This is a genomic window from Micromonospora sp. CPCC 205558, assembly GCF_036902955.1.
Taxonomy (GTDB): Bacteria; Actinomycetota; Actinomycetes; order Mycobacteriales; family Micromonosporaceae; genus Micromonospora.
In genome coordinates, this window is the sequence record NZ_JBAKHR010000006.1 from 239,308 (window position 1) to 258,174 (window position 18,867).

An 18,867-nucleotide genomic window follows, 5' to 3' on the forward strand; every position below is an offset into this window, starting at 1 on the left:
CCGCCTTGCCGGAACTGGTCATCACCGTTGCCCGGTTCGGGTTCCTGATCCTGCTGTGGATCTTCGTGTTCACGGTGGTCGGTGTGATCCGCCGGGACCTCTTCGCGGGCGCCCGGTCCGGTCGCCTGGTGGCCGCGCCACGCGCGGTGGGCGCCTCGACGGGGCAGGCGGCCAAGCCAGCGAAGGTGAAGCGGGGCAGGGCGGCGCACCAGCTGGTGGTGACAGCCGGGCAACTGGCCGGCACCAGGATCACTCTCGGTGAAGCGCAGATCACCATTGGTCGGGCTGAGGACTCCACCCTGGTCATCACCGACGACTACGCCTCCGCGCGACACGCCCGGCTCGTGCCGCGTGACGGGCAGTGGTACGTCGAGGATCTCGGCTCGACTAACGGCACGTACCTCGATCGCGCTAAGGTCTCCGGACCAACCCCCGTCCCCCTCGGCGTGCCGATCCGGATCGGCCGCACTTCCCTCGAATTACGGCCATGACTCTGACCCTGCGCTATGCGGCCCACAGCGACCGCGGTCTGATCCGAGACGGCAATCAAGACTCCGTCTACGCCGGACCGCGGTTACTCGCCGTTGCCGACGGCATGGGCGGTATGGCCGCCGGTGACGTCGCCAGCAACATCGTCATCGGTGCCATGGCGCCGCTCGACGAGGACGTCCCGGGGGACGCCCTCGTCGATGCGTTGCGTTCGGCCGTGGGCACCGCCAACCAACAACTCCGCGACACGGTGGACGCCAACCCACAGCTGGAGGGGATGGGCACCACGCTGACGGCGACCCTCTTCACCGGCAGCAAGCTGGGGATGGTCCACATCGGCGACTCGCGGGCCTATCTGCTGCGCAACGGCGAGTTCGCGCAGATCACCAAGGACGACACTTACGTCCAGATGCTCGTCGACGAAGGCCGGATCAGCGCCGAGGAGGCGAGCAGCCACCCGCAGCGGTCGCTGCTCACCCGCGCGCTCGACGGCCGGGACATCGACCCGGAATACTCGGTCCGCCAGGTCATGCCCGGCGACCGGTACCTGATCTGCAGCGACGGCCTCTCGGGTGTGGTCAGCGCCGAAACCATCGGCGAGACCCTGCGGGAGTACGCCGACCCGCAGCAGTGCGTCGAACGGCTGGTGCAGCTCGCGCTGCGCGGCGGTGGGCCGGACAACATCACGGTGATCATCGCCGACGCCACGGATCAGGACATCGTCGAGGCGACCCCGATCGTCGGCGGCGCCGCCGCCCGGGACCGGGGCATGGCGACCTCCGCCGACGACTCGACTCCGGCCGCCCGAGCCTCGGCGCTCTCCGCGCCGCGCCCGGCCGCGCCCGAGGAGCCGGCGGCATCCGACGAGGACGCCGACCGGCCGAAGCGACGCCCGGTCCGGACCGCCGCCATGGCGCTGGCGCTGCTGGTGATCGTCGGCGGTGCGGCGTTCGGCGGCTGGACGTACACCCAGCGGCAGTACTACGTGGGAGCTACCGAAGAGGGTCAGGTCGCCGTCTTCCGTGGCGTCCAGGGTCAGATCGCCGGGATGGACCTGTCCAGCGTGCACCGCCGCAGCGGTACCCGGTTGGACGACCTAACGGTCGCGGCACAGGACACCGTCAAGGTCGGCATCCGGGCCAAGAGTGAGCCGGACGCCGAGCGTCAGCTCGCGGAGCTGACCAGCGACACGCCGAGCAACCCCAACCTGAAGCCGCTCTGCCCGCTCGACCCGGCCGTCGTCGGGAGCAACACCCCGACGCCCACGCCGACGCCGACGCCGATCGGTTCGACACCGACCCCGAACGGCAGCCCGAGCGCCAATGCGTCGTCGACCCCCAACGGGGTTGTCAGCGTAAGCCCGACCGTCGGCGCCACCACCGCTCTCGGTGGGGCCGGCGCGACCACCACACCCGACGTCACGCCCTCCGACACCGCCACGCCGGCGCTCGACCCGGCCGGTTGCCGGTCTCCTGAGTGAGCGTCGGCTGAGATCCTGAGGACCCCACCCGTGACCGTAGCGGCCACACCGGCACCCTCGCCCGCCACCGCGGGCGAGCAATCCGGCGTACGCCTGGCGCGGTCGCGCCGCAACGCCGAGCTGTCTCTGCTGCTGCTCGCGATGGTGCTGGTTGCCGCGTACGGGGCGACCGTCGAGGCGAGCCTGCTGGACACGGTCACCCCGGATTTCTGGATGCCCGCCGCCGCGCTCGGCGCGGTCTTCCTCGGCCTGCACCTGGTCATCCGGTTCCTCGCCCCGTTCGCCGATCCGGCGCTGCTGCCGGCGGTGGCCCTGCTCAACGGCCTGGGGGTGGGCTTCCTCCGCCGGATCGACCTGGGCGAGGCCCCGGTTACCGAGCGGGAGAGTCTGGCCGTCTTCGCCGGGCAGGGCGGGCGCCAGCTGGCCTGGACGCTCAGTGCGGTGATCCTCGCCGCCGCGCTGCTCGCCATCATGCGCGACCACCGGTCGATCTCGCGGTACGCGTACACCCTGGGGTTGGCCGGTATCGTGCTGGTGATGATCCCGGCGGTGCTGCCGTCGAGCATCTCCGAGATCAACGGCGCGAAGCTGTGGATCCGGGTGGGCAGCTTCTCCATCCAGCCGGGTGAGTTCGCCAAGCTGGCGCTGCTGGTCTTCTTCGCCTACTACCTAGTGCGTAAGCGCGAGGTGCTGTCGCTGGCCAGCCGGCGCTTCCTCGGCATCGACTTCCCGCGCGGCCGCGACCTCGGCCCGGTGGTCGGCGTGTGGCTGGTCAGCGTCCTGGTGCTGGTCTTCGAGAAGGACCTGGGCACCTCGCTGCTCTACTTCGGCATGTTCGTGGTGACGCTCTACATCGCCACCGAACGGGTCAGCTGGCTGCTGATCGGTCTGGTCCTCTTCTTCGGCGGGGCATACCTCGCCTACGTCCTCGGCTCGACGGTCGGAGGGCCGTTCGCCAACTTCTACGTCCGGGCGGAGATCTGGCTGGACCCGTTCGCCGACCCGACCGACAAGGGCTACCAACTCGTGCAGGGCCTGCTCGCCCTGGGCACGGGCGGGCTCTTCGGCGCGGGGCCGGGCGGCGGCCAACCGGACATCCTGCCCGAGGTGCAGAACGACTTCATCTTCGCCGGCATCGGCGAAGAGCTCGGGCTCTTCGGCCTCTCCGCGCTGCTGGTCGTCTATCTGTTGATCGTGGAGCGCGGGCTGCGCGCCGCGCTCGCGGTCCGGGACTCGTTCGGCAAGCTGCTCGCCGGCGGTCTGGCGTTCACCCTCGGCCTGCAGGTCTTCGTGATCGTCGGCGGGATCAGCAAGCTCATCCCGCTGACCGGTCAGACCACCCCGTTCCTGTCCGCCGGTGGCTCGTCGCTGATGGCCAACTGGTTGCTGATCGCGGTGCTGCTGCGGGTCTCCGACGGTGCCCGTCGGCCGGTGACCGGAGGGAGCGGCGGCAAGGTGGCCCGTCCCAGCGGTGGCCCGCCCGAGCAGTTGCACGGTGCTCCCACGGAGGTGATCAAGCCGTGAACGCACCGCTGCGCCGTGTCGGCGTCGTCGTCATGGTCCTGTTCGGCCTGCTCTTCGCGAACCTCAACTGGATTCAGTTCCAGAAGGCCGACGAGTACCGCACCAGCGACTACAACGGCCGGGTCCAGGTTGCCGACTACAAGCGCAAGCGCGGCAACATCGAGGCCGGCGGCACCGCCGTCGCCACCAGCAAGGAGACCACCGGCAAGCTGAAGTTCCAGCGCTTCTACCCGGGCGGCGCCAAGTACGCGCACGTGCTCGGCTACAAGCCGGTCAACCTGGCCGACCAGGGCATCGAGAAGGTGGAGAACGACTTCCTGGCTGGGACCAGCGACCAGCTGATCGGCGACCGGTTGAAGGACATGTTCACCGGGGACGACACCGGTGGCGGCAACGTCCTGCTCACGCTCTCCAAGCGGGCCCAGGACGTGGCGTACGACCAGCTGCGCAACAACGAGGTGGGGGCGAAGCGGGGTGCGGCGATCGCCGTCGACCCGCGCACCGGTGCCATCCAGGCGCTGGTCTCCATGCCGAGCTTCGACCCGAACCCGCTGGCCAGCCACGACACCAACGAGGCGGCTGCGGCGTTCAACAGGCTGGAACAGGACCCGGCCGAACCGCTGAAGAACCGCGCGCTCGCCGATACGCTGCCACCGGGCTCCACCTTCAAGATCGTGGTGGCTGCGGCGGCGCTGGAGAACGGCGTCACCAAGACGACCGAGATCCCGGCCGGTCCCAGCTACACCGCGCCCACCTCGGGCACCCCGATCAAGAACGCCGACCCGTCGATCTGCCCGGGGCGACAGGTCACCCTGCTGGAGGCGGTCACCAAGTCGTGCAACACCGGCTTCGCCCAGCTTGGTGTGCGCCTCGGTGCCGAGACGCTCAAGGAGAAGGCCCGGCAGTTCGGCTTCGAGCAGGAGGACCTCACCGTCGGTCAGCTCGGCGAGGGCGGCCTACCCACGGCGGCCAGCCGGACCGGGGACATCCAGAACCCGGACGGCAGCACCGACCAGGCCGCACTGGCCCAGTCCTCGATCGGCCAGAACAACGTCCGGATGACGCCCCTCGAAGGCGCGATGATCGCCGGCTCGATCGCCAACAACGGCAGCCAGATGCGGCCGTACCTGGTGCGGCAGCTGCTCGCTCCGGACCGGACCACCAGCTACTACACGGCCAAGGCGCGGGAGCTGCGCCAGCCCGTCAGTCCCCAGGTCGCCACCGACCTGCGCGAGATGATGGTCAGCGTGGTCCAGAACGGCACCGGACGACAGGCCGCGATCAACGGCTACACCGTCGGTGGCAAGACCGGCACCGCCCAGTCCGCGCCGGATCGGCCCGACCACGGTTGGTTCATCGGCTTCGCCCTGGACAAGAACGGCAACCCGGTCTCGGCGGTCTGCGTGATGTTGGAGCAGGCCGGCCCGGGTGGCAGCGGCGAGGCCGCTCGGATCGCCGGTCAGATCATGCGGGCCGCCATCGCCGACCCGGGGGGTCGCTGACATGCTCAGCCCCGGTGTGCAGCTCGGCAACCGCTACCGTCTCGACGAGCGGATCGCCAGCGGCGGCATGGGCGACGTCTGGCGCGGCACCGACCAGGTGCTCGGCCGGACGGTCGCGGTGAAGAGCCTGCTCCCCGCCCTGCTCGACGACCCGGACTTCGGCGAGCGGTTCCGTGGCGAGGCCCGCACCATGGCCACCATCAACCATCCCGGCGTGGTGGACGTCTACGACTTCGGCAACGACCAGCAGATCGCCTTCCTGGTCATGGAGTACGTCGAGGGTGACGCCCTGTCGTCCACGCTGAGCCGGGTCGGCCGGCTCACCCCGGCCCGGACGATGGCCCTCGTCGCGCAGGCCGCCGACGCGCTGCACGCCGCACACGAGAAGGGCATCGTGCACCGCGACGTGAAGCCGGGCAACCTGCTGGTCCGACCGAACGGCACGCTGGTGCTCACCGACTTCGGCATCGCCCGCTCCGACCTGGTCGGCCAGCTCACCGCCGCCGGTTCGGTGCTCGGCACCGCCTCGTACATCTCGCCGGAGCAGGCCACCGGCGGCGTGGCCACCCCGGCGTCCGACGTGTATGCCCTCGGCGTGGTCGCCTACCAGTGCCTGGCCGGTCGGCGGCCGTTCGAGGGCGACAACCCCCTCGACATCGCGATGCGGCACGTCCGGGAGACGCCCCGGCCACTGCCGGCCGACATCCCTCCGCAGGTGCGCGCCCTGGTGGAACGGGCGTTGGCCAAGGACCCGGCCGCCCGCTGGCCGAGCGCCGCCGCCCTCGCCGGGGTCGCCCGTCAGCTCAAGGCCGTGCTGTCCCAGCAGGCCCGGTCCGGCGGCAACCCCGGGCCGGTCTCCGCAGCGCCCGCCTCACCCGCCGCGCCGGGCCGGGCCCAGGTGCCGCAGGCGCACCAGATGCGTCCGCCGGCTGCCCGCCCGCCGGTGAGCGGGCCCAGGCCGACCGCGATCGCGCCCGCCCAACAGCCACGGCCCACCGCCGTCGCGCCGGCCGTTCAGCCCACCCGGCCGCAGGGCGCACCGAACGGTTACCCGCGCGGTGCGGCGGCCGTGCCCGCCGGGCCACCCCGGCAGGAACACCCGCCGGCGTACGTCCGACAGGCCGGCCCGGCAGTGCCGTCACCGCAGCCGCAGCGGTCCCGGCCCGGGATGGTGCTTCTCGCCGTCCTGCTGGCCGTACTGGTCCTGCTCTGTTCCGGCGTGATTTCCTACAAACTGCGAAAGCAGCAGCAGGACGGTGCATCCGCCGGGCTGGCGCCGCGCACCGTGGCGTCCGGCGCGCTACGACTCGACGGACGCGACGATCCGACCCGGACGTCGTACCGTCGGGAGGTACGACTCCAGCCGGGCGACGGCGGGACGACGACGAGCGAAGGACGACAGACGCGATGACAGCGCAGGCCCGCCTGCTCGGTGGCAGGTACCAGGTCGGCGAGCTGCTCGGCTATGGCGGTATGGCCGAGGTGCATCGCGGTCGTGACCTCCGACTCGGTCGGGATGTCGCGATCAAGATGCTCCGCACCGACCTCGCCCGGGACGCGACGTTCCAGATGCGCTTCCGCCGGGAGGCGCAGAACGCCGCCTCGCTCAACCACCCGGCCATCGTGGCTGTCTACGACACCGGCGAGGAGACCGCGCCGACCGGCGAGACGCTGCCGTTCATCGTCATGGAGTTCGTCAACGGGCGGACCTTGAAGGAGGTCCTCGGCGCCGAGGGTCGGCTGCAGCCGCGCCGGGCGCTGGAGATCTGCGCCGACATGTGCGCGGCACTGGAGTTCAGCCACCGGCACGGCATCATCCACCGGGACATCAAGCCCGGCAACGTGATGCTCACCCAGACCGGCCAGGTCAAGGTGATGGACTTCGGCATCGCCCGCGCGCTGGCCAGCGGCGCGACCACCATGACGCAGACCAGCGCGGTGATCGGCACGGCCCAGTACCTCTCCCCGGAGCAGGCCCGCGGCGAGGCCGTCGACGCGCGCTCCGACGTGTACGCGGCCGGCTGCGTGCTCTTCGAGTTGGTCTGCGGCCATCCGCCGTTCGTCGGGGACAGCCCGGTCAGCGTCGCCTACCAGCACGTACGGGAGACGCCGCCGACGCCGAGCGACATCAACCCGGACGTCACCCCGGCCGTCGACGCGATCGTGCTCAAGGCGCTGTCGAAGAACCCGCTCAACCGCTACCAGAGCGCCGGCGAGATGCGGGCCGACCTGCTGCGCGCCGCTGCCGGCCGGCCCGTGCTGGCCACCCCGGTGCTGCGCGAGGCGGAGACGGTGGCGATGGCCCCGGCCGGCGGTGGGGGCGGCTATCCGGCTCCCCCCGGGCAGCAGACCCGGCAGATCCCGGCGCGGGTGGGCGACCCGCGCCAGCGCAAGGCGTCCTCCTTGCTGATCGCGATGTTCAGCGCGGTCGGCGTGCTGGCGGTGATCGCCCTGGTCGCCGCCCTGCTCTGGAACATGCAGCAGGGCAAGGACCTGAAGTCGGTGCCCACCCTCACCGGCAAGGCCCGGGACGTGGCGATCGCCGAGATTCAGAAGGCCGGTCTGTCCCCACAGGTGGGTGAACCGGTGCTGGCAAGTGACTGCACCGAGGGCACTGTCTTTCAGCAGAACCCGCTGCCGACCACCCAGGTGAAGCAGAACAGCACGGTCACCATCCAGATCTGTGGCGGCAAGCCCGAGGTGCGTGTTCCCGCCGGGCTCAAGGGCAGCAAGCGGGAGAGCGCGATCGCCCGGCTGACCGAGGCGAAGCTCAAGTACGAAGTCAAGACGGTGGACGACGAGGCGAGCGAGGACGAGGTTCTCGAGGTCAGCCCGCCGTCGGGCGAGAGCGTCCCCGAGGGCACGAAGATCAAGCTCACGGTCTCGAAGGGCAACGTCCGCGATGTGCCGGACGTGGTCGGGTTGAGCCAGGAGGACGCCACCCGGTTCCTCAAGGACCGCGGCTTCGTGGTCGTGGTGCAGAACGGGCCGGAGGTGCCCGCCGACCAGGCGGGGAAGGTCACCGACCAGAGCCCGAACGGCAAGGAGAAGAAGCCCACCGGCACGAAGGTGACCATCAAGGTGAGTCAACCCGAGCCGGAAACCGACCCGACGCCGACGATCACGCCGACGACCACGCCGACGACGCCGACCACCCCCGGCAACGGGGGCGGGATCGGTCTGCCGTTCCCACCCCCGCCGAGCCGGATCGAGGATTAGGCCACCCGCGGGCACCGGCATGACCGAGGCTGAGTCGACAGCGATCGCATCGGTGCGGCGGTGGCCGCGACGCGTCCGCCGGCTGGCCGTCGCAGGCCTCGTCGTGCTGGTGCTCGCCAGTTCCCCGTGGCTGTGGACGACACTCTCCGCACGCGGGCACGTGTACGCCGCCGCCGACGCGCCGGCCGCCGATGTGGTGATCGTGCTCGGCACCGAGGTGGCCGCCGATCGGCAGCGACCGGGTGACCGTCTAGCCGGCCGCCTGGACACCGCCGCCGAGCTGGTGACCAGCGGGCGGGCCACTGTCGTCCTCGTGTCCGGCGACGGCGGTGGTGCGTCGGGCGACGAGCCGGCGGTGATGACGACGTATCTCGCCGAGCGTGGCGTCGACAGGCGACGGGTGGTGGCCGACCCGTTCGGCCTGGACACCTACGACAGTTGCGCGAGAGCGCGCGAGGTGTACGGAGTCGAGCGGGCCCTCATCGTCACCCAGTCGTACCACCTGTCCCGGGCCGTGACGCTGTGCCGCCATCTCGGCTTGGACGTCGACGGGGTGACCGCCCGCTGCGACGGTTGCGGTGCCGCACTGCTCGCCGAGAAGTCGATCCGGGACTATTTCGCCAGCGGCAAGGCCGCGTGGGACGCGGGTCGGGGTCGACCCCCTGCGGTGCGCTCGCCAGCGGATCCGGCGGTCCAGAACGCGCTGCGGGGCTGATCCGTCCGGTTCAGTACCGCGACCGAGCGGTAGGGCTTCAGGTTCAGTACCGCGCCGAGCGGTAGGGCTTCAGGCGGTGGCGAAGGCCGCGAGGCGGCGGGCGTCGACCTCGGCGGCGAGCGCGGGCGCGCGCTCCAGCGCCTCGGGGTGACCGCAACTGGCCAGCCAGTTGGCGAGCATCAGGTGACCGCCCTCGGTGAGCACCGACTCCGGGTGGAACTGGACGCCCTCGATGGGCAGCGTCCGGTGCCGCATCGCCATCACCACGCCGGAGCCGGTCCAGCCGGTGACCTCCAGCTCGTCGGGGAGCGTCTCGGGCAGCACGGCGAGGGAGTGGTACCGGGTGGCGGTGAACGGGTCGGGCAGGCCGGCGAGCACGCCGACCGACTGGTGTCGTACCTCGGAGGTCTTGCCGTGCAGCAGCTCGGGGGCGCGCGTCACGGTCGCCCCGAACGCCTCCCCGATCGCCTGGTGACCGAGGCAGACACCGAAGATCGGCAGCTTGCCGGCGTACTCCCGGATGACGTCCAGGCAGATGCCGGCCCGGTCGGGGCTGCCCGGCCCGGGCGACAGCAGGATGCCATCCGCGCCAACCGCGCCCACCTCGGCGACGTCGATCTCGTCGTTGCGGCGGACCTCGCAGTCCACGCCGAGCTGACCCAGGTATTGCACGAGGTTGAAGACGAACGAGTCGTAGTTGTCGATCACCAGGACGCGCATGGTCACCTACTCGGGGAGGGGGGCGCGGAGTTGTTCTGGTCGGTGTCGTACGGCAGCTCGTGCTCGTCGCCGGCCGGGGTCTCCCCGGTCACCGGGTCGCCGCCACCCGTCTCGGCGGGTACGCCGGACTCGACCTGCACGTCGTCGAAGGGCAGCAGGGGCTCGGCCCACGGGAAGGCGACATACCAGAGCAGGGCGACAGTGGCGGCCACCAGCAGCACCGAGCCGGTCAGCTTTCCGACCAGGCCGAACGGCAGCTTGCGCCAGATGAACGCGTACATCCGGTCAGCCTCCCAGCTCCGCCGGGCGGCCCGCCGACTTGGGTTGGGTGCGGTCCAGTTCGGCGTGGATGATCAGGCGCTGGTAGTTGTCGAACTTCGGGTTGCACGTGGTGAGGGTGAGCATCCGCTTGGTCGCCTTCTTGCTCGGCTCGCCGGGCACCGGAGCCACCACCTCTACCTGGGTCGGCCTGACGATCCGCGTCTGCGACACCCGGTAGACGTACCACTCGGTCTTGCTCTCGACCACGATCGCGTCGCCGTCGTCCAGCTCGTCCAACCGCCAGAAGGTGGCCCGGTTGCGGTGGCCGGCGACGGAGAAGTTGCCCACCTGGCCGGGGAGCGCGCTGGCCGGGTAGTGGCCCGGGGCGTAGCGGATGTCGGCCTGGGTGACGCCTTCGACCACGACCCAGTTCTTGTCGAGCTTGGGGATGTAGAGGCCAGCGAGCGGCTTGCCGCGTACCGGCGGCGACGGTTTGGCGCTCGGGCCGGCAGCTGACGGGGCGACCGTCGGGTCGTCGGTCGGGGCCCACACCTGAGCCAACTCGTTGTTGAGGTCGTTCTGGTGGGCGTCGACGATGGCCGATTTGCCCCAGACCTCGTAACCGGCGAAGAGCAGCACCACCAGGCCGAAGGTGATCAGGACCTCGCCGGTGACGCGGATGCCGGTGCGTAGTCGTGATGCGAACGACGGACGGGTGAGCTCGGAGTAGACGCTCTTGTAGCCCTCGCCGGTCTGGTGCGGCCGGAGTTGGACCACCCGTTCGCCGCGCCGGGGTTGGGGTGGGTCGGCGGGGTTGCCGGCAGCCGGCTCCTCGGGGACCGCCGTGCGGGGGACGGCACCCATCAACGCGGTCGTGTCTATGGTCGGCGGCCTGGCGGCGGGTGTGGCGGGCACTGCCGGAATCAGTGCGGTGGCGGCCGGATCCGCGGCCCGGTCCCCGCCGGCGCTCGGCGGGACCCGACCCGGCCCGGTCGACGGCGCGAAGCCTTCCTGCCCGGCTGCTGCCGCGCGGCTGGGTGCGGCCGGCGAGACCGGGGTGGCCGGGGGGCCGGTGGGTCGTGCGGGCCGGGCGGTTACCTGCGGAATGGGCGCGGTCGGCGAGTCGGCCAGCGGCGGGCTCGGCGGGCCGGAGGAGGCAGGCCGGGTCGACGGGCCGGAGGAGGCGGGCGGGCTCGGCGGGCCGGAGGTCGTCGGCCGGGTCGGCACCGGCATCCCGCCGGGCGTGGCCGGTCGGGTCGGGGCGTCGCCGGGGGCAGGGGGCCGGACCGGACCCGGATTGCTGGGTGGTCGCCCGGAGGCGGTCGCTGGGGGAAGCCCGGCGCCGCCGTGCGGGCCCAGCGCGGGAGCTGCGATGCCCGGCCAGGGCGGTGGGGCTTCGACACCCGGCCGGCTCGGGGGCTCGGTCGGCTCGGGTCGGCTGGCGCTCGGCCGCGTCGGTTGCTCGGCTCGCGGAGGGTGCAGCACCGGCTCGGGCCAGTTGCCGGCCGGGGCCGGTCGGTCCGGGGCCGGTCGGTCCGGTGCCGACTGGGGCCGGTCGAGCTTGGGCAGGAAGGCGGTCGGCTCGTCGGTCTGGTCCCGGTGTCGCCCGTCGCGGCGTTCGTCCGGCCCGCTCATCTGGGCACCGTCGCCGAGCGCAGGGCGGTGGAATCCTCGAATGCGGGAACTCGCACCGTGGAGGCTGTCTCGCTGTAGCCGAGCTGGTAGTCGTCGACCGCGTCCTTGAACAACCGGACTCCCTGAGAGCTGGCGAGGGCCTGCTGGAGGGCAGCGGGATCGCCGATTGCTACGATCTTGAACGGTGGGGAGTACACCCGGCCATGAAGTAGCAGGGTGTTACCGACGCAGCGTACCGCGCTGGTGGTGAGCACGCGGACGTTCATGATTGACATGGCCTCGGCTCCGCCGGCCCAGAGCGCGTTGACCACTGCCTGCACGTCTCCCTGATGCACCACCAGGTCGTCGTTGCTGGCGTCCGACTGCGTCTGGTCGATCTGTGGCGCGTCGTTCAGCTCGACCGTGACCCCGGGGCCGGTCAGGGCGGTGAATCCGGCGTCCTGGAGGCTGCCCTGGGCGCGATTCTGCTGTTCCTTGATCGGGGCGTCCGAGCCGGCGAGTGTGTTGGTCCGTTGCTCGACCTCGCCGCGCAGCGTGGCGGCGCGGCGTTCGCTGGCCGCCACCTGTTCGCGCCGGTCCTCGATGAGCTGGTTGAGCTGGGGTCGCCGGTCTTCCCGGAGAGCGGTGCCGTCTGCGGTGGTCGCGCTGGTGGTGAAGAGCAACCCGGCCGCCGCGGCGATCAGGGGCACCCCGATCGACCAGCCCGGACGGCGCTGACGCGGTCGCCGGGGCAGCAGCCCGGCGGCGGCCCGTCGGAGGACCTTCTGCCAGGAGGTTGCGCCGGATGTGTACTCCACCGAGCGTTCCTTCCGCGTGTCGGGGATCGGTCCGTGCCGGCCGGGCCGGTGATGCGAACAGTCCCGCCTCTTTCGGTCACTCCGTGCACCGGCCTGACCCCATTCGTGGTCCGGGCGGCCGATCCGGACTACGCTAGCTCTCGAACATTATTGGCCATGGACCGTCGCCCTCGCGCCCGGTTGTCAGGCCGGACGAGGTCGTCACCCCTCTGGAGAGCGCCGTGCCCAAGTCTCAGGTCCGTAAGAAGAAGGTGTACACCCCGCCGACGGACGTCCGTCCGACGACGACGGCGTCGTCGCGCAAGCCTAGCCCGGTGTGGTTGCCGATCACTGCGGTCGCCTTGATCGTCGTCGGGATCGGCTGGCTGGTGCTCTACTACCTGTCCGAGCAGGAGTACCCGGTCATGGCGTGGGGTTACTGGAACCTCGCCGTCGGGTTCGGTGCGATGGTCGCCTCGCTGGGGTTGCTCTCCCGCTGGCGCTGATCTGTCAGACCGTCGCGTCGGCGGTCTCATGTCACCCCGTCGAGCCCCTGCCCGGCAGGATCGGGTGGGGCCCCCTATGGTGTGCGCAGGCAGCGCGGCCTACTGCGAGATGACTCACGTTACCGCTGGGTAACCTTCGCGTAGGCTGCACTGCATGACCGAGCACGGCGAGGTCATCAGGCAGCAGACCGGGGAGGCCAACTCGATGGGCAGCGTCCAGATCGTCACCACGATCCTCGCGGCCGCCATCACCGCTGTGGCGGTGTGGCTTGCGGTGCGTGCGGTCCTGAAGATGGTGGCAGTCGTCCGGCTCGGGCAACCAGCGCCGGAGCGGTTCTCCGACAAGGTCACCCGCACCAGGACGATGCTGGTGGAGACGGCCGGCCACACCCGGATGCTCAAGTGGGGCGTGGTGGGTGCCGCGCACTGGTTCGTGATGGTCGGCTTCGTCGTGCTGTCGCTGCTGGTGCTCGAGGCGTACTTCGAGGTGGTCACCACCGACGGTGGTCTGCCGATCATCGGGCACTGGACGATCTTCGGTCTGGTCACCGAGATCATCGGGGTGCTGGGTCTGGTCGGCATCCTGGTGCTGATGGCGATCCGGTTGCGCAACCGGCCGACCCGCCCGGGCGGGCGGTCCCGGTTCACCGGCTCGACCATGTGGCAGGGCTACTTCGTCGAGTGGATCGTGCTGCTGGTCCTGATCTTCGGCTTCGTGATCCGGGGCTTCAAGGTCGCCACCGACCACTTCGAGTTCCCGTTCTGGGCCACTCCGGTCAGCCACGCGGTAGGTGCGGTGCTGCCCGACTGGGCGGACGGCGTCAGCGTGGCGGCGGTCATCAAGATCATCATTTCGATGACCTGGCTGATCGTCATCTCCCTGAACGTCACGATGGGCGTCGCCTGGCACCGCTTCCTGGCGTTCCCCAACATCTTCTTCAAGCGGGAGCCGGCCAAGCCGGCCGGCTCCGGTCTCGGCGCGCTGCGCCCGATGACCAGCCAGGGCAAGCCGCTCGACTTCGAGGAGGCGGACCCGGAGAAGGACCAGTTCGGCGTCGCCCACGTCGAGCAGTTCAGCTGGAAGGGCCTCCTCGACTTCAGCACCTGCACCGAGTGTGGTCGCTGCCAGTCGCAGTGCCCGGCCTGGAACACCGGCAAGCCTCTGTCGCCGAAGCTGCTCGTGCTGAGCCTGCGCGACCACGCGTACGCGAAGGCGCCCTACCTGCTGGCCGGCGGTGGCAAGGACCTGACCGGCGAGGAGAAGGCCACCCAGGCGCAACTCGCCCACCTGGACGTGCTGGCCCTCGCCGAGGCCGACAAGCCGTTGATCGGCACCGCCGAGGAGGGCGGTGTCATCGACCCGGACGTGCTCTGGTCCTGCACCACCTGCGGCGCCTGTGTCGAGCAGTGCCCGGTGGACATCGAGCACGTGGACCACATCGTCGACATGCGCCGCTACCAGGTGCTGATCGAGTCGAGCTTCCCCTCCGAGGCCGGGGTGATGCTGCGCAACCTGGAGAACAAGGGCAACCCGTGGGGCGCCCCGCAGAACACCCGCGAGGACTGGACCAAGGGTCTGGACTTCGAGGTGCCCCGGGTCGGCGAGGTGGACGACTTCGAGTACCTGTTCTGGGTCGGCTGCGCCGGTGCGTTCGAGGACCGGGCCAAGAAGACCACCCGCGCGGTGGCCACGCTGCTCAACGAGGCGGGCGTGAAGTTCGCGATCCTGGGCGAGGGCGAGACCTGCTCCGGCGACCCGGCGCGACGGATCGGCAACGAGTTCGTCTTCCAGATGCTCGCCCAGCAGAACGTGGAGACGCTGAACGAGGCGTTCGAGGGCCGGGAGAAGGCCAAGCGCAAGATCGTGGCGACCTGCCCGCACTGCTTCAACACCCTGGGCAACGAGTACGGGCAGCTCGGCGGCGAGTTCGAGGTGGTCCACCACACCCAACTGCTTGCCCACCTGGTCGCCACCGGCAAGCTCACGCCGGTGCAGCCGGTCGACGGCGGTGTCACCTACCACGACCCGTGCTACCTGGGCCGGCACAACCGGATCTTCGCGGCGCCCCGGGAGGTCCTCGGCGACGCCATCGCGGGTGACCTGACCGAGATGCCGCGCAACAGCGAGCGCTCCTTCTGCTGCGGTGCTGGCGGCGCCCGGATGTGGATGGAAGAGAAGATCGGCAAGCGGATCAACGTGGACCGGGTCGAGGAGGCCATGGCCACCGGGGCGAAGACGGTCGCGGTCGGCTGCCCGTTCTGCTCCACCATGCTCAACGACGGGGTCAACGGCAAGGGTGCCGGCGAGCAGGTCGAGGTGATCGACGTGGCGAGCGTGCTGCTCCGTTCGGTCAAGCCCGAGCAGCCGCAGGGCGGCAAGGAGAGCGCGTCGATCGGCGGCTGAGCCGCGTACACCTGGATTCTGTTCATCGACGACGGCGGCCCCCTGCGGGCCGCCGTCGTCGTGCAAGAATCTCGCCGAGGTGAGGCGACATCGACGGCCTACTCTTGACGACGTTGTTGCCCCTGGTCGGTTTCGTAGCGCTGACCGCGGGCAACGCGTTCTTCGTCGCGGCCGAGTTCGCCCTGGTCACAGTCGACCGCGCGGAGATCGACCGGCGGGCCGCCGCAGGCGACCAGGCCGCCCTGACGGTACGCGCAGCGCTGCGTGAACTCTCCTTCCAGCTCTCCGGGGCGCAGCTCGGCATCACCATCACCGCGCTGCTCACCGGCTACCTGGCGGAGCCGGCGCTGGCCCGCCTCTTCGGCCCGTTGTTGCGCCCGCTCGTCGGCGACAGCACCGAGCGGTTCACCCCGTTCCTCGCGTTGGCCCTGGCCACGCTGATCTCCATGCTCTTCGGCGAGTTGGTGCCGAAGAACGCGGCGCTGGCCCGGCCCATGCCGGCGGCGCTGGCCACGGCCGGCCCGATGCACACTTTCTCCCGGACGCTCGGCTGGGTGATCCGAGGGTTGAACGGCTCGGCGAACCGACTGGTCCGGGCGCTCGGTGTGGAGCCGCAGGAGGAGTTGGCCAGCGCCCGCTCACCGGAGGAGCTGGGCCTGCTGGCGGGCATCTCGGCGCGGGCCGGCGCGCTGCCCACGGACACCGCGATGCTGCTGCGTCGCACCATCCGCTTCGGTGACAAGCGGGCCGCGGAGGCGATGACCCCCCGGGTGGACGTGGTCGCGCTGCGCGTCACGGCCACCGTGGCCGAGTTGCTGGAGGAGTCGCGGCGCACCGGGCGGACCCGGTTTCCCGTGTACGAGGAGACCCTGGACCTGGTGACCGGCGTCGCCGGTGTGCCCGACGCGCTGGGTGTGCCGCTGGCCGACCGGGCGTCGACCAGGGTCGGCTCGGTGGCCCGCGAGCCGGTGTACGTGCCGGAGAGCCTGAACCTGGACGGTGTCCTGGCCGCCCTCAAGGCGGCCGGGGCCGACCTGGCCATCGTGGTCGACGAGTACGGCGGCACGGACGGCGTGGTGACCGTCGAGGACCTCGTCGAGGAGTTGGTCGGGGAGATCGCCGACGAGTTCGACCCGGCCAGCGTGGACGACGACGGGTCGGTCGAGCTGACCGTGCCGGGCGGTGAGCGCACCGTGCTGGTCGACGGCGTGCTCCGCTCCGACGAGTTGGCCGAGCAGACCGGGTTCCGGCTGCCCGAGGGGCCGTACGAGACGTTGGCCGGGTTCCTGATGGCCCAGCTCGGGCACATCCCGCTCGCCGGCGAGACGGTCGAGGCGGACGGCTGGGAGTTCACCGTGGTGGAGGTGGAGCGGCACCGCATCGAGCAGGTCCGGGTGGTACGCCCGGCGGATCCGGACGACGATGACTGAGCTACTGGTGACCGTGCTGCTGCTGCTCGGCAACGGGTTCTTCGTGGGCAGCGAGTTCGCGCTCATCGCGTCCCGTCGGACGGTGATCGAGCCGCTGGCCGCCGCGTCGAAACGGGCCCGCTGGGCGCTGTCGGCGATGAACCAGATTCCGTTGATGATCGCTGGCGCGCAGCTCGGCATCACGGTCTGCTCGTTGGGCCTGGGCGCGATCGCGGAACCGGCGCTGGCGCACCTGCTGGAGCCACCGTTCCACGCGGCCGGCCTGCCGGAGCGGGCGGTGCACCCGGTGGCGTTCGTGCTGGCGCTGGGCGTGGTGGTCTTTCTGCACACGGTCGTCGGCGAGATGGTGCCGAAGAACATCACGCTGGCCGGTCCGGAGGTCTCCGCCCTCTGGCTCGGCCCGGCGATGCTGGCGTTCTGTGTGGCCACCAAACCGTTGTTGCTCGCGATGAAATGGGCGGCCCGCCGGGTGCTCGCGCTCTGGCGGATCGAGGCGTCCGAGGCGGTGAAGACGGTGTTCACCGCCGAGGAATTGGCCGGGTTGGTGTCCCAGGCGCGGACGGAGGGACTGCTCGACGCGGAGCAGCACGCCCGGATCACCGGTGCGCTGGCCCTGCACAGCCGAACGGCGGCGGACGCGCTGCAACCGTGGTCGACGGTGGTGACGGTGGCCGAGGACGTCTCGCCGGCGTCGCTGGAGGTGCTGGCGACTGCGACCGGCCGGTCCCGGTTTCCGGTGGTGCAGCGGTCGACCCGTCGGGTGCTCGGATTTGTGCACGTCAAGGACGTGCTCGGGTACGCCGGGCAGGGTCGCCGGTCCCCGGTTCCGGCCGATGTCTATCGGCCGCTGGCGGTGGTGCCGCCGGAGCGTACGCTGGCCGACCTGCTGCTGGCCATGCGTCGGGAAAGGCGGCACATGGTGCTGGTCAGCGACGGCCGTCGACCTCTCGGTGTCGTCACGCTTGACGATGTATTGACCGCAATCGTTGGGTGACGGGTCAATACCCTTGGTGTGCAAGCGGTTGCCCGACAGTGATGGTTACCGCGCTCGCCTTGATTACCGCCCCGAGCTTCCCTAATGTGGGGCACCGACCGCTGTGGGTCGTCTGCCTCGGCCCTTCCCTCACGCGAGGCGCCCGGCGGTCGGTTGCAAAGGAGTCGGTGCCGGTGGCAACCATGCCCCCTCATCGTCACGACCTGTTTGCGTCTGCTCGCTCTGGTGGAGTGCGCCGCGTCGCCCACCGGGTGCTTGTCCTGGTCGCCGCCGCGGCGGTCGGCGCAGGTCTGTTGACCGCGCCGGCACATGCCGCGCCCACGGTCGACGAGATCGAGGCGCAGATCGACAAGAAGTGGGAGCAGTTGGAGCCCACCATCGAGCAGTACAACAAGGTCCGGGCGCAGCTGAAGACCAACCGGAAGAAGTCGGCGGACCTGCAGAAGAAGATCGAGCCGCTGGCGCTACAGAGCGAACTGGCGCTCAACCGGGTCGGCGATCTCGCCTCCCGGTACTACATCTCGGGCCCGTCGCACGACATCGGCGCGCTGCTGGTCAGCGCCAAGCCGGACACGCTCACCGAGCAGCTCACCATCCTCGACCGGCTCGCCGCGCAGGAGCGCAAGGAGGTCGAGGGCGTGCTGGCCGTGCGGGCCAAGTACGACGGCGAGAAGCAGAAGCTGGACGCGCTGATCGTCACCCAGACCCGGCAGCAGAACGATCTGGCGGCCAAGAAGAAGCAGATCGACGCCGAGATCAAGCAGCTCGAGGCGTCGATGCCGAAGACCACGGTCAAGACCGCGTCCTGCCCGACCATCAACGGAGTGGTCAACGCGGCGGCCCGTACCGCGATCAAGACCGCCTGCGGGAAGGTCGGCAAGCCGTACGTCTGGGGCGCCACCGGCCCGAACTCGTTCGACTGCTCGGGGCTGACCCAGTACGCCTACAAGGCGGCGGGGATCTACCTCACCCACCACACCGGTGATCAGTGGAATGAGGGCAAGGCCATCGCGCGCGCCGACGCCCGCCCCGGTGACCTGGTCTTCTTCTTCGCCGGCCTGAGTCATGTCGGGCTGTATCTGGGCAACAACCAGATGGTGCACGCACCACGTGCCGGCAAACCGGTGCAGGTGTCCAGCATCAACACCATGCCCGTCGCCGGGTTCCGTAGACCTGGCTGATCCACCTCGCGCAACACGACGGCCCCCGGTC

16 protein-coding genes are annotated in these 18,867 nt (G+C 70.6%); 12 read left to right on the forward strand and 4 right to left on the reverse strand.

Features of this window, described 5'->3' with window-relative positions; genetic code table 11:
• Positions 1-5 precede the first annotated feature (5 nt).
• The 7 genes from V6U86_RS08455 to V6U86_RS08485 are packed head-to-tail and all read left to right on the forward strand — an operon-like array spanning position 6 to position 8,929.
• Positions 6-491, forward strand: a complete 486-nt coding sequence (locus V6U86_RS08455) for an FHA domain-containing protein FhaB/FipA (protein WP_030331975.1) — start codon at positions 6-8, stop codon at positions 489-491.
• The gene (locus V6U86_RS08460; RefSeq protein WP_334500443.1) at positions 488-1,969 is read left to right on the forward strand and encodes a PP2C family protein-serine/threonine phosphatase; all 1,482 of its coding nucleotides are present in this window, start codon (positions 488-490) and stop codon (positions 1,967-1,969) included. The genes V6U86_RS08455 and V6U86_RS08460 overlap by 4 nt, the downstream gene beginning before the upstream one ends.
• A gap of 30 nt (positions 1,970-1,999) precedes the next feature.
• A complete protein-coding gene (locus V6U86_RS08465) occupies positions 2,000-3,493 on the forward strand; it encodes an FtsW/RodA/SpoVE family cell cycle protein (protein WP_334500445.1) in 1,494 nt (497 codons plus the stop codon).
• A complete protein-coding gene (locus tag V6U86_RS08470) occupies positions 3,490-4,995 on the forward strand; it encodes a peptidoglycan D,D-transpeptidase FtsI family protein (RefSeq protein WP_334500447.1) in 1,506 nt (501 codons plus the stop codon). Before V6U86_RS08465 ends, V6U86_RS08470 begins: the two co-directional genes overlap by 4 nt.
• 1 nt (position 4,996) lies before the next feature.
• Entirely contained in the window at positions 4,997-6,406 is a 1,410-nt protein-coding gene (locus V6U86_RS08475) for a serine/threonine-protein kinase (RefSeq protein ID WP_334500449.1), read from the forward strand.
• On the forward strand, positions 6,403-8,214 hold the full coding sequence (gene pknB, locus V6U86_RS08480; RefSeq protein ID WP_334500451.1) for a Stk1 family PASTA domain-containing Ser/Thr kinase: 1,812 nt from the start codon (positions 6,403-6,405) through the stop codon (positions 8,212-8,214). The genes V6U86_RS08475 and pknB overlap by 4 nt, the downstream gene beginning before the upstream one ends.
• A gap of 19 nt (positions 8,215-8,233) precedes the next feature.
• Complete coding sequence (locus V6U86_RS08485) at positions 8,234-8,929, forward strand: SanA/YdcF family protein (protein ID WP_334500453.1); 696 nt, start codon at positions 8,234-8,236, stop codon at positions 8,927-8,929.
• A gap of 69 nt (positions 8,930-8,998) precedes the next feature.
• On the opposite strand, the gene V6U86_RS08490 is transcribed toward V6U86_RS08485, so the two are convergent.
• From V6U86_RS08490 to V6U86_RS08505, 4 genes are read right to left on the reverse strand one after another with little or no spacing between them, the layout of a single operon-like run.
• The gene (locus V6U86_RS08490; protein ID WP_334500455.1) at positions 8,999-9,649 is read right to left on the reverse strand and encodes an aminodeoxychorismate/anthranilate synthase component II; all 651 of its coding nucleotides are present in this window, start codon (positions 9,647-9,649) and stop codon (positions 8,999-9,001) included.
• Between the two features lie 2 nt (positions 9,650-9,651).
• Positions 9,652-9,930: a hypothetical protein gene (locus V6U86_RS08495; protein ID WP_334500458.1), complete on the reverse strand. Its 279-nt coding sequence runs from the start codon at positions 9,928-9,930 to the stop codon at positions 9,652-9,654.
• Positions 9,931-9,934: 4 nt separating this feature from the next.
• Positions 9,935-11,545: a class E sortase gene (locus V6U86_RS08500; RefSeq protein ID WP_334500460.1), complete on the reverse strand. Its 1,611-nt coding sequence runs from the start codon at positions 11,543-11,545 to the stop codon at positions 9,935-9,937.
• On the reverse strand, positions 11,542-12,342 hold the full coding sequence (locus tag V6U86_RS08505; protein ID WP_334500462.1) for a DUF881 domain-containing protein: 801 nt from the start codon (positions 12,340-12,342) through the stop codon (positions 11,542-11,544). The genes V6U86_RS08500 and V6U86_RS08505 overlap by 4 nt, the downstream gene beginning before the upstream one ends.
• Positions 12,343-12,563: 221 nt before the next feature.
• On the opposite strand from V6U86_RS08505, the gene V6U86_RS08510 reads away from it, so the two are divergent.
• The 5 genes from V6U86_RS08510 (at position 12,564) to V6U86_RS08530 (ending at position 18,836) form a co-directional block, all read left to right on the forward strand.
• Complete coding sequence (locus V6U86_RS08510; RefSeq protein ID WP_124774961.1) at positions 12,564-12,827, forward strand: cell division protein CrgA; 264 nt, start codon at positions 12,564-12,566, stop codon at positions 12,825-12,827.
• Positions 12,828-13,032: 205 nt separating this feature from the next.
• Complete coding sequence (locus V6U86_RS08515) at positions 13,033-15,231, forward strand: (Fe-S)-binding protein (protein ID WP_334500822.1); 2,199 nt, start codon at positions 13,033-13,035, stop codon at positions 15,229-15,231.
• Positions 15,232-15,335: 104 nt separating this feature from the next.
• Positions 15,336-16,661: a hemolysin family protein gene (locus V6U86_RS08520; protein ID WP_334500472.1), complete on the forward strand. Its 1,326-nt coding sequence runs from the start codon at positions 15,336-15,338 to the stop codon at positions 16,659-16,661.
• Entirely contained in the window at positions 16,654-17,655 is a 1,002-nt protein-coding gene (locus tag V6U86_RS08525) for a hemolysin family protein (RefSeq protein WP_334500474.1), read from the forward strand. Before V6U86_RS08520 ends, V6U86_RS08525 begins: the two co-directional genes overlap by 8 nt.
• A gap of 167 nt (positions 17,656-17,822) precedes the next feature.
• Positions 17,823-18,836: a C40 family peptidase gene (locus V6U86_RS08530; protein ID WP_334500476.1), complete on the forward strand. Its 1,014-nt coding sequence runs from the start codon at positions 17,823-17,825 to the stop codon at positions 18,834-18,836.
• Positions 18,837-18,867 lie beyond the last annotated feature (31 nt).